General features: G+C 53.9%; 14 protein-coding genes. All 14 read right to left on the bottom strand.

Features of this window, described 5'->3' with window-relative positions:
• Nucleotides 1-16: 16 nt before the first annotated feature.
• The 14 genes from FD25_RS01395 to dnaX all read right to left on the bottom strand — a co-directional run bounded on the left by FD25_RS01395 (nucleotide 17) and on the right by dnaX (nucleotide 14,364).
• Nucleotides 17-358 carry a DNA replication initiation control protein YabA gene (locus FD25_RS01395; RefSeq protein WP_057732321.1) on the bottom strand — a complete coding sequence of 114 codons (342 nt, stop codon included), beginning with the start codon at nucleotides 356-358 and terminating at the stop codon, nucleotides 17-19.
• A gap of 25 nt (nucleotides 359-383) precedes the next feature.
• Nucleotides 384-1,403 (bottom strand): DNA polymerase III subunit delta', encoded by a 1,020-nt coding sequence (gene holB / locus FD25_RS01400; RefSeq protein WP_057800802.1) that lies wholly within the window; start codon nucleotides 1,401-1,403, stop codon nucleotides 384-386.
• A 10-nt stretch (nucleotides 1,404-1,413) separates the two neighbouring features.
• Entirely contained in the window at nucleotides 1,414-1,743 is a 330-nt protein-coding gene (locus FD25_RS01405) for a cyclic-di-AMP receptor (RefSeq protein ID WP_057800803.1), read from the bottom strand.
• 13 nt (nucleotides 1,744-1,756) lie between these two features.
• Complete coding sequence (tmk, locus tag FD25_RS01410; RefSeq protein WP_057800804.1) at nucleotides 1,757-2,410, bottom strand: dTMP kinase; 654 nt, start codon at nucleotides 2,408-2,410, stop codon at nucleotides 1,757-1,759.
• A gap of 189 nt (nucleotides 2,411-2,599) precedes the next feature.
• On the bottom strand, nucleotides 2,600-3,457 hold the full coding sequence (locus tag FD25_RS01415; protein WP_057800805.1) for a hypothetical protein: 858 nt from the start codon (nucleotides 3,455-3,457) through the stop codon (nucleotides 2,600-2,602).
• Nucleotides 3,450-5,582 carry a cellulose biosynthesis cyclic di-GMP-binding regulatory protein BcsB gene (locus FD25_RS01420; protein ID WP_338033536.1) on the bottom strand — a complete coding sequence of 711 codons (2,133 nt, stop codon included), beginning with the start codon at nucleotides 5,580-5,582 and terminating at the stop codon, nucleotides 3,450-3,452. The genes FD25_RS01415 and FD25_RS01420 overlap by 8 nt, the downstream gene beginning before the upstream one ends.
• Nucleotides 5,527-6,780 (bottom strand): glycosyltransferase family 2 protein, encoded by a 1,254-nt coding sequence (locus FD25_RS01425; protein WP_057800806.1) that lies wholly within the window; start codon nucleotides 6,778-6,780, stop codon nucleotides 5,527-5,529. Before FD25_RS01425 ends, FD25_RS01420 begins: the two co-directional genes overlap by 56 nt.
• Nucleotides 6,781-6,827: 47 nt before the next feature.
• Nucleotides 6,828-8,393, bottom strand: a complete 1,566-nt coding sequence (locus FD25_RS01430) for a hypothetical protein (protein WP_057800807.1) — start codon at nucleotides 8,391-8,393, stop codon at nucleotides 6,828-6,830.
• The gene (gene wsfD / locus FD25_RS01435) at nucleotides 8,386-9,885 is read right to left on the bottom strand and encodes a glycan biosynthesis hexose transferase WsfD (RefSeq protein WP_057800808.1); all 1,500 of its coding nucleotides are present in this window, start codon (nucleotides 9,883-9,885) and stop codon (nucleotides 8,386-8,388) included. The genes FD25_RS01430 and wsfD overlap by 8 nt, the downstream gene beginning before the upstream one ends.
• A 29-nt stretch (nucleotides 9,886-9,914) precedes the next feature.
• Nucleotides 9,915-11,051 (bottom strand): hypothetical protein, encoded by a 1,137-nt coding sequence (locus tag FD25_RS01440; RefSeq protein ID WP_057800809.1) that lies wholly within the window; start codon nucleotides 11,049-11,051, stop codon nucleotides 9,915-9,917.
• A 176-nt stretch (nucleotides 11,052-11,227) separates the two neighbouring features.
• On the bottom strand, nucleotides 11,228-11,491 hold the full coding sequence (locus tag FD25_RS01445; RefSeq protein WP_057800810.1) for a YaaL family protein: 264 nt from the start codon (nucleotides 11,489-11,491) through the stop codon (nucleotides 11,228-11,230).
• A gap of 14 nt (nucleotides 11,492-11,505) precedes the next feature.
• A complete protein-coding gene (recR, locus tag FD25_RS01450) occupies nucleotides 11,506-12,105 on the bottom strand; it encodes a recombination mediator RecR (protein WP_057800811.1) in 600 nt (199 codons plus the stop codon).
• A gap of 87 nt (nucleotides 12,106-12,192) precedes the next feature.
• Nucleotides 12,193-12,510, bottom strand: coding sequence for a YbaB/EbfC family nucleoid-associated protein (locus FD25_RS01455; protein WP_057800936.1), 318 nt, complete (start codon nucleotides 12,508-12,510; stop codon nucleotides 12,193-12,195).
• A gap of 30 nt (nucleotides 12,511-12,540) precedes the next feature.
• Nucleotides 12,541-14,364 (bottom strand): DNA polymerase III subunit gamma/tau, encoded by a 1,824-nt coding sequence (gene dnaX / locus FD25_RS01460; protein WP_057800812.1) that lies wholly within the window; start codon nucleotides 14,362-14,364, stop codon nucleotides 12,541-12,543.
• Between the last annotated feature and the right edge of the window lie 167 nt (nucleotides 14,365-14,531).

A 14,531-nucleotide genomic window follows, 5' to 3' on the forward strand; every position in this document is an offset into this window, starting at 1 on the left:
CGTCACAAAATTCCTCCTACTGATCGCGATAAATAACTTCTAAACAAAAGGCACACTCTTCGTCTTGCTTCCGCCGGGTGCCATAAAACTCCCGACAAACGTGAAACCCCTCTTCGTAGAGTTTCTCCAAGACCTGACGCGACTTAGATAACCCCTGTTGCGTGGTTTCCGGGGCTTCTGGCAAGGTCCGTTGGAGCTCACGCAGTAGATCACGCAGGTGTTGGTTTTCAATTTCGAGTTCGGCGTTTTGTTCAAAGACCTGCGTAAGTTCGGTTTGCAAGTCACTGAACTGGGTCAGTGTGGTTTCCAACTGGCCCTTTAAATCCTTGAGTTGATCGTAAACTGCTTGTTTATCCAAATTGCCACCCCTTTTTCTAAACGATTTAACGCCGTGGAATCTGCGCTAGAATTTGTAACGTCAAAGCTTCTAAAATGGCCTGAAAGTTTAGGTTGCCGGCTAACTGACCGCGCGTTGCCAAGGTCAACGTCACCACGGCCACTAACCGGTCAACCCCTAAACGCTGGGCAATCTGCTGACTGGTCTGGGCTACTTGCGGATAAGCCAATGTCTGTGCGTCAACGGCGCCCGTTTGTTGGCGCAAAGCGTCGTGCCAAATCTGCACGAGCATGTCGAGGACGATTCCCTGGCGATCCCGGTTGGTTGCTAACGGGACTAATTCCGTTTGAACGCGAACGAAGGCCCGTTCGTCGCCCTGACAGCAAGCCGTAAACCAATGTTCAATACTCTTTTGGGCCGTCGTCAACCAGTCATCAACCATCAACTCTTGGGCCGCCGTCACGCTTTCGGTCAACGTCGCCAGGAGGTTTTGTTGACTAGGCGCCACGCCCACCTCGGCCAGCGCGGCCGCCAATTCCTTGGGCGCGACCGGCAGGAGGTCCACAATTTGGGTTCGGGACAGGATGGTCGGTAAGATCAGATTCTTATTGGCCGTCAGTAGCAAGGCCACGGTGTTGCCCACCGGTTCCTCGATAAATTTCAACAGGCTATTGGCCGCCCCCGTGGTCATTCGTTCGATCTGATCGACGATGAAGATTTTCTGGTTACCTTCAACCGCACTTTTGCTGAACTCAGCCTTCAGGTAACGTACCTGATCAACCTTGATTCGCTGACCGTCCGGAACGACCCGGATCACATCGGGATGATCTCCCGCGATGATGCGTCGACACTCGGCGCACTGCCCACAGGGTAACCCGGCCGGGGTAACGTTTTGGCAGAACAACCGTAACGCAATCGTCTGGGCCAAGTCTTGCCGGCCGGTCCCATCCATGCCGTTAAACAGGTAGGCGTGAGACAATTGCTGCGTGCCAATCAGGTGCATAAAGTGGTCAACTAACTGCGGTTGCAGTCGCTGGGCGGTCGTAATCGGCGTTTCTTCGGTCATCGCGCTCCCCCTAGAACTGGTGGAACTGTTCAACGGGCAGAACGAAGACCGTGGCACCACCGACCTGAACTTCCACCGGATACGACGAGGTGTTGTCCAACTGTGCATCTAGGTTAACCGGTGGCGTCATAAATTGCTGCCGGGTATGACTGGCCGTCTTGATTAGGTCTAAAACTTCTGCGACCCGATCATCCTCCAACCCAATCATGTACGTGGTATTTCCGGATTTGAGAAAGCCCCCGGTGGTTGATAACCGGGTGGCCCGAATATCGTGATCAATAAACTGATTGCTCAGGCGGTTGGCGTCCTTATCCTGAACAATGGCAATAAGCATTTTCATTTGGGTTCCTCCCTTAAGCACCAGCGGTAAAGTAACCGCTGGCCGTTTGCTTAATCAAGGTCAACGCGGCCGCCACCACCTGATCGGGGGTTTGGGTCGCATCAATCAACTTGATTCGTTGTGGGTTGGCCGCTTGCAAGCGCAAGTACGCCGCCCGCACCCGGTCGTGAAAGGCCGTCTTCTCAACGTCTAACCGATCGACTTGCTGGGGGTCGCGGTGGGCCTGAATGCGTTGTAACCCCACCTCAGCAGGAACGTCGAAGTAGATGGTCAGATTGGGGAGTAGCCCGTCCGTCGCAAACTGATTCATCTGCGCTACGGCCTGTTCGCCAATCTGTCGACCAGCCCCCTGATAAGCCACGGAACTGTCAACGTACCGGTCACATAAGACCAATTGGTCGGCCGCTAACGCCGGTAAAATGGTTTCGGCCAAGTGTTGCCGCCGCGCCGCCGCGTAGAGCAACGCTTCGGTCCGGTAGTCCATGGCCGTATTGGCCCGGTCTAAAATAATGGCGCGGATGCTTTCGGAAATGGCATTTCCCCCGGGTTCGCGGGTCACCGCTAACCGGTCACCCAAAATGGGTTGCAACGCCGCGGTAATCGCGTGCAGGGCGCTGGTCTTCCCCGCCCCATCCGGACCTTCAAAACTAATAAACGTTCCTGACAAAATTTTTCGACCCCATTTTTGTGTATATTATAGAAACTAGCTAATTCTAGGCATTGATAAATCTATTGTACTTTAATTCAGAAATGATGTCTATTTCCGAACCACGGCAATTGCTTGCGTGAGCGCCTTCATTTTGAGATTAACCAAAAAGGCCAGAACACCTGGTGGGTCCTGACCTTTTAGCTTACCTTAAACGTCGTATTCGGTTTCCTTGATCCCGGCGTTCATTAGGTCGTACGGGGACTGCATCTTGCTGGAATCCCAGCTAGCAACCCCCACAACCAACCGCACGTCGAGATTGGACAACTCCTCATCGTTCGCCAACGCCTTCGCAAAATTGCCTTTGATCCGGTTAGCGGCGATGCTCGCGCCACTCGCATCCGTGAACAACAGCACCGCCCAGGTTGGGTTACTGCGATCCAAAAGGTACGTGATGTCGTTCGTCCGCATGGCCCCTTTGATGGTCTGCGACACCAGCTGTAACAGCGCTCGTAACTGGGCATCGCTCAACATGTTGCGCATTTCTTGAAAATAACGAATCCGCACGATCATGGTGGTTACCGGTAAATCAAAACGCCGGTTCGTTTCCGTGAACACCGCGGTATCTTCGATGTAGGAAACCGTGGTCCGCAAGTTGGTATCCTCGTCAAAGGCTCCCCGTTCCACCAAGTCACTTTGCAACTTAGCATTTTGCGTTTGCAGGCGCCGAGAATGGGCCGTCATGCCGTAAAACGTCAACGACAACAATAACGGAATAAACAACCAGTAGACCAGGGCCCAGGGGACCAGGTCCGCCTTGATCTGATTTTCGTAAATGACCGTGAGCAACTGGGCAAAAATAAACGCGAGGTTACTCAATAGTCCGGTAATCAGACCCCAGAAGTAGGTGATCAGAATCAAACAAATGGTAACGCCCAGGAAGATGGCGTTGAGGAATAAGTAATGGGGCCGCGTGGCGGCCATCCCAATGGCCAGCACACTCATCCACCCCAGAAAAGCAATCAGGTAGACGTCGGTCAGCCAACTTTCCCGCGTATTTTTATGCATGTGGCTTCCCCCTTCGTGACCGGTGCAAGACGCCGTGCTTGTTTAGTAACATCAAAATCGCAATCAGTAAGATCACGATGGTCCCTAAGGCGATGCCGAGATACACCAGCAGTTGCTGGTTACGGTGAACCCGTTGACGCAAATTGACCTGCGTGTCGATCAATTTATTTTTCTTGAACCGGTAACCGCGATGATCGTTATCGCGATCCACCACGACGGCATCCCCCGGGTACTGGGCCATATTCTTTTGGTTACTGATCTGCTCGGCGGCTCTGGCCGCGTCATCCGGTGTGGCTCCCGTGATCACTAATAATCCCTTTTTCGCGTTATACGGTGACCGCAACAATTGGGCCGTCCCCAAGGTGGCGCCGTAACGCGGTTCGATACTTAATTTCTCGTTAGAGACCAAGCGGGTGCCCGCGGCGTCAAATTGAAAATACAGCTTGTCGTTTAACGTGCGGATAAATGAATTTTGGCGCGGGGTTCCCAGGGCAATGACGTTATCGTGAGCCAAAACCCGTTGGCTGGGTTGGTCCTGATAAAACGTGATCTGCCCCTGATTACTCTGTGCGTAATTGCCAATTAGATTAAATAAGCTACTAAGCGTGCGGTAATCGGCCAACGTCAGGATCTTCGGCCGAACCACGGCTAAATGATCATAGGTCGAGTTTTGCAAAAATAAATTTGGGTAATTGCTAAATAGCAGATCGTTGCCCGGGGCCGACCGAATATTGGCGGTACTTGCGGGCTCAATGCTGGCCCAAGGTGTCTGGGTATTCGTGCTGTTGGCCGCCGTTTGAATGGGTAAGTCTAAGGCGATGCGGACGGTAAAGCTATTCCCGAGGGCCATTCCCTTGGGCAATTTGACGGCAAACGCATCGTTGTTCGCCCGACGCGCCGTTAACTTGTGGCTGCCAATGGCGGTGTCGTTGATGTAGACCGTCGCCAATGCCGAACGGAAATCCACATTTTTGGCGTAGCGTAAGGCCACCTTAATGGTTGAGCCATCCGCGTTATTGCGATCGACCGGCAAACTGACGAAGTAGCGCCGTTCTTGATGATTGGCGCCCACCAACCGATCGGAAGTGGTCGTCAGTTGGTAATGGTCATCATAGTTCAGTGAGGAGGTGAAGGTCTGACTATCGCTGCGAACGGTCTCGCTGGGATACGCGGTTTCGCGCATTAATTCCGCGTTAGCCACGTACCGGCCGGCCTTGATCAATAAAGCCCCCGTGGGTGCCGTGACGATGAGGTAGTGTTTGCCCTGGGCGTCGTAACGCTTGATGACGGCCTGGTTGGTCACCGACTGGGCGGAGACGTGGCGTTTGAACCGTGCCGGCAGGTGGTCGTAGGTCGCCACAACGACCTGATAGTCGGCCCGTTGCGCGGTCCGGTCCGCCATCGTGGTGACCGGAATCTGTTGGGCCTCGGTCGTGATGACCCGGGCCTCGCCGGCTAAGGACGCCATACTGGCCGTGAGCTCCGCGTTACTGGCCTGGGCGGGCACTTCGATGGCCGACTGCCGGTTCACGATGGTGTCCGGTCCCGAGAAGTGGTCGTAAAACGAGTTCACGTTAGCGTTGGGTTGTTTTACCGTGTACTCGCAGTTCACGTTCGAGCGTGCGTCAACGGTCAACCAGTTGGCTGGCGTTTGGGCTAACCGGTAGTCGTGTTTTCCGTCACGCGTCAGAATCTGACCACTAATCTTCAACGAGTTGCTGCCACGCAAGAGTCGCAACGGGATCGTGACCTGCTTGGTTTGTAGCCCACTTTTAGCCACTGGCCGGAACGAATAGAACTTAGTCCCGTTCACGGAAACCGTGATGTCGGACAGTTGCCGGTCTGCCAATTGTGACACCTGATAGTTCAGGTTCAGCGTCGCGTGCTTCATCTGCCAATAATCGACCTTGATGAAGTCACTACTGGTCTCAACCGCCTGACCCGACAAACTCATGGTCGTATTTTGTAACGGCTGCGTGTAAGTCTGCGTCGTGGCCTTAGCCGCGGCGCTGGGTCCAGTAAGCAGGCCCATTAACACCACGAAAAGTCCCAACAGAAGCTGCCCAACACTACTGGTAACGTTTGGTCTTATACCACTTTGCTTGTTGATGAAAAACTTGTTCACGAATATACCCCACCATTCCGTATGCTGCGACGGCTAACCACATCTGACTATAGACCACGTACATGAAAATAATAATCAGCAGATTGCTGACCGTCATCTCCCCCTTTTCCGTGGTAATCGTCACAAACGTGCTAATCACGAATAGGACGATGGCAAACAGCCACAGCGTATTGTTGAATCCCCGTAAGTTCGAGTGTGCGACGCCCGCGACCGACAAGACAAAGACCGAATCGGACAGTAGTAACGACGTCATTAATAAGAAGTAGACCGACAAAAAATAGATTAAATCGAACCGAATCGCCCGCCCCGTCTTCCGAAAAATCAACGGTAGGTTCTTTAAAATCACGTAGATGTTTCCCTTCACCCAGCGCGTCCGTTGGTGAAACCAGACGTCTAAGGTCTGTGGTTCCTGCTCCCAGGTCACGGCCTTCGGTTGAAAATTAATTCGGTAACCCAGGCGATAAATGCGGAAACTGATTTCGGTATCCTCGGCTAAGGCCTTGGTATCCCAGCCCCCGACCCGCTCTAACAGGGACCGTCGAATCACGTAGTTGGTCCCGGGAATCGTGCAGAGCTTGAAAAGCCGTAAGCGACCGGCTTGGGCCATCCATTGAAACGACAGCGTTTCAACGTTGATGAACCGGGTCAGTAATGAAGCATTCTTGTTCCGTGTTCGAAACTTACCAATCACGGCACCGTAATGGTCGTCCTGAAGTAACTCGGCAACCAGAATGCGCAATGCCGGACGTTCGGGCGTGTTATCCGCATCGTAGACCGAAATGACGCTGCCCTTAGCCCGTTTGAGGGCAATGTTTAGGGCGTTGGACTTTCCCTTGCCCCCCGTGTGTTGGTCCGTATTGATCACTTCCAGGTTACGTTGCGGATAGGTCGCCTGAATCCGGGCTAACAGCTCGGCCGAATTATCGCTGGAGTTGTCGTTGATCACAATAATCTCGTAACGGTCGTGGGGATAATCGAAGTTGAGTAGCGCCAACACCGTTTTGACAATCACGACCCCTTCATTATGGGCGGGGACCATGATGGTCACGAACGGCGGCACCGCCGGTAATTCTGGTGCGGGCGTGCGGACGTCCTTGAGGTACTGGGTATACCCAGCCATGGTCAAGATCAGGTTCACCACCAGGATGCCCCAAATAGCCAGAATGGCAATAAACACCAAGACATCTAAAACGCTCATAAAGTCCTCCTTTGCAGTTTAGCGAGACAACCCTTGCCTGGTTACTTTTACCGCATGAACTTCCGGCGGTAGATCCGCCGTCCCACCACCAAAAACGTGACCAGAACCACGGTAGTCACGGCGAAGAACCCCAGTAGGATCCAGCCTTGATACTTGAAGTAGTTCCCCAAAACGACTTTATTCTTGCGGGTAAAATGGTAGCGCGGTACCCCGGTCGCCTCCGCCCCAATCGTAACGGCCCGCCCATTTAACAGATAGGTTCCCCGCCGATAGGCGAAGGTAGCCGAGGCACTGACTAGGCTGGTTTGCAACTGTTGCTGCGGCTGATACCAGGTGACGGGTAACGCCTTAATTTGCCGCATCGTGGCCGTCAGTTGCCGCGCCGACGTGGGCATGGCCGTGGTGATGGCCGTGGGTAAGGCCAAGTGATCCGGCGTCAGTTGCCCGTCACGTTGGGTCTGTAACGACCGCAACGACAAGCCAAACCAGGTTCGATCGTAGGTCGCACCTAGATTGTCGCGTTGCGCGTAAACGGGCGTCTTCGGGTTGGGCAACAACAAAACGTCGCTGGCCCGTTGAAGACCGTGACGCCGCAATAGTTTGTCCTGGTTCCAATACGCCGGCGCACTTAGTCCAACCGGAATCACCTGACGTTGCCCTAACTGGTTTAACTGGGCCACCATCAGCTGTTCCAAGGCGTTGCCACTCTTGGCGTTAGCGGCGTGGACCGTGGGCGTTTGCAGAAAGATCACCCCGTTATCCCGCTCGATGGCTCGTAACGTCCGGGTAAAGGCGCTAAAGCCTTGTAAAGCCGTGTTATTGGCCACGGTCGTGGTGCTGACGGCAAAGGGAATGTTGGCGGCTGCCAATTGCTGACCCAATTGCCGTAAGCGCCGCAAGTCACTATACGGCGTTACCCCGGTAATGGTCAGTAAGGGCCGCTGCGTCCCGGTCTGGTGAAACAACTTGGCGACCGTGCGCATCGCCAGTACTAGGCTCAGACCGTCGTTCGCTAGGTACGGTAAGTACCCGTAACGCCCCCGCACCGTTCCGTAAGCGTAAGTCGTCCGGTCGGTTCCCTGAATCTGTAATTGACCTAGCTGTCGGTCCCCGTGACTCGGGAGCACCGTCAGATTTTCGCTAAATGGCAGGAGTTGCCAGCTTTGCCCCGACCGCAACGTGAATTGTTGGTGATAACGGGTTTGCGGCGTGGCGTGGAGGTGGCGGGCTTCCGCGTCACTGAGGTCCTGCCCAATGTGTAACTGCCGCCCCGTGAACCGCTCTCGATCCCGGGTAAAGGCCGCGTTGTGCCCGTGATCAGTTGGCCAATTGACTAGCGTCACGACCCCCTGGTATTTCTGGGTGGTCAGTTGCCCGGCATGGTAGTGCGCCAACGCCTCAGTCTGAGTCGGAACCCCCACGCTAGCCAATAACCGCTGTAATGTGGCGATCTTGGCTGGCCCGTCCGCACGGGGATTACGCGCATCGTAAACGATGAGGACCCGTTGCGTTTTAATCTGAGATTGGGCGTGCGCCACGGGCCCGTTCAAGAGGGCTAGTCCCAGACACAAACTCCCGAATAACCCGACGAGGCCTAGAATCCGTTTAGTCATCGTCAATCACCTGCCGATCATCCGCGTGCCAGAGACGGTGGTTTAAGAGATCCGCCACCAAAATGACCAACACTAAATTCAAACTGATGGCAGCTAATAACAGGTTTTGTGCCAGATTCGTCACCCCGGTGGTCAAGATAACCAGCAAGGGCACTAATAAAAGATTCAACAATAACCCCGTCACGAGAAAGAAGCGAACGACCCCGTAAGTTCGCCGTTGGTGCAGGTCGTTATAGGCCCCGACCCCAAAGACTAACAAGAGTGCCACGACCAGTAACGCATCAAACGCAAACCGCCGGGGAAAGAAGGTTCCGGCCGTGGTACTGGCTAGCGTGAAGAACTTTACCTGGGCGCCCTTCGCGTGACCACTGTGGGCGGGATAATTCCCCACCGACTTGACCTGCGTGGCCATCAGGTTGGCCGCCGCCAAGTCCAGTAATTGCCGCAATTGTGGCCAATGATGGCCATAGTAGGTCAATACCCAGCCGACCCCCACGTACCGAGTTAGGTGTTGCCGCACGTAGTGGGTATCCGGGCTCAACTCGGTAAAGTTGACCGGATAGTAGTCATTTTCGCGCATCAAAGCAAACTGTTGGCTAACGCCCTGCTGGGTCAACGCCCGACTAGGATCCTTCGTCTCGTGCAATACCCCGTGGGTGAAGGCCTGATAGCGATTAACACTGCGCTGCTGGGGCGTGAGGGCCAAGCCCATGGTCACGCCACAGTCGACCAAGACCGTCATTCCCAGCACTAGTCCCAACCGTTGAGCGGGATGTTGAAAGACAAAGAAGCCGCCCAGGGCCATGATCAAGTAGCTGACCGTCAACGGCGCATTTTGCGGTTGACTGGTAATTAACAGCGTCGCACTCAAAAAGTACAGACTCATCAACCGGCCCCGGTGCGTGGTGGTTCGGGACAAAAGCAGTAAACTGCCCACCATCATCATCGCGGTGATCAACAAAATAGGCGCCACGTAAAAGGAATTGAAAGCCAGCGTCAACGACGTATCGGCAAAAATCACCACGATCACCGCCGCCAAAACGTAACTGCGAATCCGCCGGTACGGTTGGGTCAACGCCCGCGTCAGTAAACCAACCGCCCCCACGAAGGGCAGATAGTAGACCAGACCCAAGCAACGTAAATCAAACCGTGTCGAACTAAATATTAATTTATTTAACCCAATCGCTAAACCCACAAATAAGCGTTGCGACGAAAAGCCACCCAATCCCGCCGACCGGACTTCGTCGTAATACCGCATCAAACCAAGTTGGGGGTTGAGGTACCCGACCACCTGATAACCATCTAATTGATATAACCCGTTATTGGCCAGCGTTTGGGCAAAGCTCCCGTTATCGGCTAGGCCGTGGATGGGCGGAATAAACAGGAGTCCCCCGACTACTATAGCGGCAAACAACATGGCAAAAACCGCCGGGGACAGCCACCGGGTAACGCCCCGACCGGCGCGTTGAGTCAATTGTCGTATTCGTTGCATCCCGCTTCCCTCCTCTTACCTAGTCATTGCTAATAATCGGCGGCATTTAAGGCCGTTAAATTGTTAAAGGAATAGCTTTGCCCGCTCTGTGCATTCCCGATTCCGCCCTGAATCGCCACGTGACTGGTCACCTGATCTTGCCAAACCAAAGCCATTGCTCGCCGGTAATTGGTCCGATCGTTGACCGTTGCAAAGACCATGGCGGCCAGAGCGTAGTTCGCCGCCGACTGCCCCGAATCGCTCACGCTACCGGCAGTGGTGTAGCCGTTGTACAGCTTCTTATCCTTAACCTGTTGTTGCAACCAGCTGTGGCTTGCCGTCTTCAATTTGCCAATCTCGGCCAGATGTAAAAGCACCTCTAGGGCTTCAGACGTGTTCAAAGAACGGTCACTATAGGTCAGTTGTGGCCAGTTAAAGCTCGCTGCGTACAGGGGAAAAACGTCACCCAGATAGCCACCCCGCACAACCTTCAGTTGTTCTTGGTACGCCTTACGGCCACTAGCACTTCCCTGTTCGTAAAACCGGAGCGTCTTGAAGTCAATATAGGCCAAGCTACTAGTTTTGGCCGTTTGGCGACTCTGCGGATTGTAGTAATCGTAAACCTTGCCGTCCTTTAACGCCCCCGCCTTGAGGGTCGCAAAGTGATTGGCCGCTGCTTGCCGGTAATGGGTCGTTTTGCTCAACGCATCGTACAGATTCAGGGCCTTAATGATCCGCAGATCATCCAACGTGGCATTGACCGCAAACCGTTTCTGGCTCCGCGGATCGTAGCGGTAACTGAATTGGCCATGGTCCCCGAAGGTCTTTACCGTGGCACGATAAAACGTGCGAAACGCCGCAAACTGGTGGTGTCGGGCCAAATAAATCAACCACATCCCCGCCGATTCACTCAACATTTCGTGTCCCGTGGCGCTGGCCGCTTGCCGCGTGTCCGTGTCCACGTAGTTGGTATACAGGCCTTCTTTGGTCACCAGTCGATTGGCGATAAATGCCGCTAACGAGGACTGGTGCTGGTGATCTTGAGCCGTATGTAAAATTGCTTTAGTCTTCAAAAACACCCGGGGCGACTGTTGCGGTGCCGCCATGGTCTGGGAACGACTCCGACAACCACCTAACATTAAGAGTAGCAGCAGGCCACCCAGCCCCAGCCAAATTCGTTTCCCCATTATCCTGTGACCCCTTCATTTTGTTTGGTATGAAATAACTTAGTTAACGCTTTCACTTTAGCATGCTTTACCCGCCAAAGAAATCCGTCTTGGTCAGTTTACCGAAAAAAAGACGGTTGACCAACCCTTAGGGCTGGCTAACCGTCTTTTGACGCAAAAATGACATGACGCCATTATTAATCTTGAAATACCGTCGCTGCAATGTGCTTGCTCCGCACGTTACGCCGCCGGGCTTCCCGGTACAAAAAGAGGTAGACTTGCCGGGCCAGCGCCGTGTTTGCCGTCATTTCGTTATCGGTATCGGCGATGGCCTCTTGGGTCTGCTTGGCGTGGTCCCAGTTATCCTTAGCGGCATCAATGGCCGCCAGGAGCTGATCATCGTACGTGCTGCGCAACGCCTTTAGGTGACGTTGTTGCTTACGTTTTTTTTGTCCAAACATGGTCGTTACCCTCCTCACATTTCGGTCCGGCCCTCGACGGCCTTAAACAAGGTCATCTCATCGGCGTACTCGATATCACTCCCAACGGATAGACCGTGGGCTAAGCGGGTCACCTTGATCCCCGCCGGCTTAATCAAGCGCGACAGGTACATGGCCGTGGCTTCCCCTTCCGGCGTCGCGTTGGTCGCGATAATCACTTCTTTAATGGCCGGATTTTTCTGTAGCCGGTTGATTAGACTGGTAATATTTAAATCCTCCGGTCCCTTGCCCTCAATCGGTGACATGACCCCGTGCAAAACGTGATACAGGCCGTGATATTCCTTCATACGCTCCATCACCATGATGTCCTTGGCCTGTTCGACCACCAAGACATGCGATTGATCACGCGTCTTGTCGGCACAGATGGTACAGGGATCACTTTCGGTAATATTGCCACAAATCGAACAAAAGTGCAGATCCCGCTTCGCCGAGATCAACGCCTTAGAAAACGCCGTCACGTCGTCTTGCGCCATATCAATGGTGAAAAATGCCAACCGCGTGGCCGACTTTTGCCCGATACCGGGAAGTTTCATGTAACTATCAATCAGCTGCGCAATAGGTTCTGGATACTGCATAGTCTCGTCCTTTCAAAGTTGGAACTGGTCGTCACCGGGCATCATTGGTCACGCCACTAACACCCGCCATGATCGACTCGCGCTGGTTTACATGCCGGGGATATTCATTCCCTGCGTGTACTTGCCTAAGGTTTGCTTAGTTTGCGCCTCGACTTGGCCTAAGGCGTCGTTAACGGCCGCCACGACCAAATCGGCTAGCATATCGGGATCGTCCGGATCGATAGCTTCCGGCTTGATGGTCAAATCCGTCATCTTCCGTTCGCCGGTGAAGGTTGCTTTGACCATGTCGTCTGGTGAAGCGCCGGTGAAGGTTTGCGCGTTTAAGTCAGCTTGGTCCTCCGCCATCTTCTTTTGCATCTGCCGCATTTGTTTCATCATACTACCCATGTTACCCATATTACCCATGTTCCGCATATCCATCCATCCCTTCAAATTTTAATCAGTTTTGATATCGACAATGTTTTTACCGAAAAGTTCCTCGGCCTTAGTCACTACCGGATTAGCCTGTGGCGGCTGGGGGCCCGTTTCGTTCGGTGCTGCAACCGGCGCCCCAGCATCCGTGGTCGGTGCTGTCGAAGACGGCCCCGTGCCATCAGCTACCGGTTGGGGTTCCGTGTGCGGTTTAAGCTCACTCTTGTGGGCGGTCAGATAGTTCTTACGAATCTCCGGCCACTGGTCCTTAGGCACGAACACAATCGGTAACGCGGTGCCGACCATGCGATCCAAACCGTTTTCTAGCGCATCGGTCAGTTCCTGGTCCGTCGTGGCCTTCTGGTACAAAAACGAATAATCGAACGCCACGATCACCCCGGAATCGGCCGCCGCCACGGGTTGAGACACCTTCATCACGGCCCGCTGGGTCACGGTTAGGCTATTTAACAAATCTGGCCAAACCTGTTGTAATTGGTTGAGCTTCTCCCGGGTTGCCGCGCCCAAGACCGGATTGATCTTCGCCAGGTTCACTTCCTGCGTGTGCGTGGCGTTGACCCGGGGCTTAGCCGCCGGACGTGCGGCGGGCTTGGCGACCGGCGCCTGTTCCAGCTGTTGGACGGCCACCTTCAGTTGGTCCACTTGATGTTGTAACGCCGTAACCGTGTCGGCCGTGGCCGGGGTTTGTACCGGTCCGCCAGCCGGCGCTGCCGGCGGTGACGCCACCGCGCTGGCGCCTTGCGTCCGCCCGATCTCGGCCAACTTAATGGTTAAGATTTCCAGGTACACGTCGGGATGCGTGGTAAAGCGCATTTGTTGTTGAATCGCGTTGAGTTCGTTGATCATGGCGTACATGGTGGTTGCCGGGGTCTTGTCGGCCAGAGCTTGAAAGTCCTCACTGACACTACCCATCTCGGCTTCTTCCACCAGCTTAGGGGCCTGTTGGTACAATAATAGGTCCCGCGCGTAGCTAATGATGTCCTCGGTGAACCGCTCGGCATCCTTGCCGGCCTCTAAGACCGATTGTAACGTCGCTAATCCCGCCTTGGTGTCGCCTGCTAAGACCTGTTGCACGTAGGTTGCCAGCAACTCGTGGGTGACGCTTCCGGTGACCAGAAGCGCATTATCTAACGTGATTTCGTTGTCCCCGAAGGACAGGGCCTGATCCAGAATACTTAACGCATCCCGCATCCCCCCTTCGGCGGCCTTGGCAATCACCTTAATGGCTTGCTCATCGTAGGTCACGTGTTTTTGATCCAAGATATAGGTCATCCGGTGATAACTATCGCTGGCGGCGATTCGTTTAAAATCGAACCGTTGGACCCGTGAAATAATGGTCGCCGGAATCTTGTGGGGTTCGGTAGTGGCCAGGATAAAGATGACGTTGGCCGGCGGTTCTTCCAGGGTCTTTAATAATGCATTGAACGCCCCGGTCGACAGCATATGCACTTCATCGATAATGTAGACCTTGTAATCGGCCACCGTGGGTGCATATTTGACCTTATCACGGATATCCCGAATCTCTTCAACCCCGTTGTTGGAGGCCGCATCGATCTCAATCACGTCGTTTAAGGTTCCGGCCGTGATGGCCTTGCAGGTCTCACATTCGTTGCAGGGTTCCCCGTCTTGTTGGTGATGACAGTTGATGGCCTTGGCAAAAATCTTTGCCGCCGAGGTCTTCCCCGTCCCCCGAGGACCGGCGAACAGATAGGCGTGACTAATTTGATTGGTTGTAATCGCGTTTTTAAGAGTACGGGTAATGACTTCCTGACCGATCATATCGTCGAAACGTTGCGGTCGCCAGACCCGATAAAGTGCTTGGTACGCCATATCATCTGTTCCTTTCTACCTTTAAATCGTTAAAAATTCGCTGCTCACTATTATAGCCTTTTTCCGGGGTCGCTGTCACGTCTTCACCCGCCCAATTTAGGGGAAATTAAGCATTCCTTTTACCACAAAATCGCTACTTCCAGTATAACAACCGTCCCTTTACCAAC

It is taken from the genome of Levilactobacillus acidifarinae DSM 19394 = JCM 15949 (genome assembly GCF_001434835.1).
GTDB lineage: Bacteria > Bacillota > Bacilli > Lactobacillales > Lactobacillaceae > Levilactobacillus > Levilactobacillus acidifarinae.

What these genes read in the sequence shown, in the direction of transcription:
- holB (WP_057800802.1), bottom strand. Translation starts at nt 1,403, where the DNA reads ATGACCGAAGAAACGCCGATTACGACCGCCCAGCGACTGCAACCGCAG.
- FD25_RS01405 (WP_057800803.1), bottom strand. Translation starts at nt 1,743, where the DNA reads ATGAAAATGCTTATTGCCATTGTTCAGGATAAGGACGCCAACCGCCTG.
- FD25_RS01415 (WP_057800805.1), bottom strand. Translation starts at nt 3,457, where the DNA reads ATGCATAAAAATACGCGGGAAAGTTGGCTGACCGACGTCTACCTGATT.
- FD25_RS01425 (WP_057800806.1), bottom strand. Translation starts at nt 6,780, where the DNA reads ATGAGCGTTTTAGATGTCTTGGTGTTTATTGCCATTCTGGCTATTTGG.
- FD25_RS01430 (WP_057800807.1), bottom strand. Translation starts at nt 8,393, where the DNA reads ATGACTAAACGGATTCTAGGCCTCGTCGGGTTATTCGGGAGTTTGTGT.
- wsfD (WP_057800808.1), bottom strand. Translation starts at nt 9,885, where the DNA reads ATGCAACGAATACGACAATTGACTCAACGCGCCGGTCGGGGCGTTACC.
- FD25_RS01440 (WP_057800809.1), bottom strand. Translation starts at nt 11,051, where the DNA reads ATGGGGAAACGAATTTGGCTGGGGCTGGGTGGCCTGCTGCTACTCTTA.
- FD25_RS01445 (WP_057800810.1), bottom strand. Translation starts at nt 11,491, where the DNA reads ATGTTTGGACAAAAAAAACGTAAGCAACAACGTCACCTAAAGGCGTTG.
- recR (WP_057800811.1), bottom strand. Translation starts at nt 12,105, where the DNA reads ATGCAGTATCCAGAACCTATTGCGCAGCTGATTGATAGTTACATGAAA.
- FD25_RS01455 (WP_057800936.1), bottom strand. Translation starts at nt 12,510, where the DNA reads ATGGGTAATATGGGTAACATGGGTAGTATGATGAAACAAATGCGGCAG.
- dnaX (WP_057800812.1), bottom strand. Translation starts at nt 14,364, where the DNA reads ATGGCGTACCAAGCACTTTATCGGGTCTGGCGACCGCAACGTTTCGAC.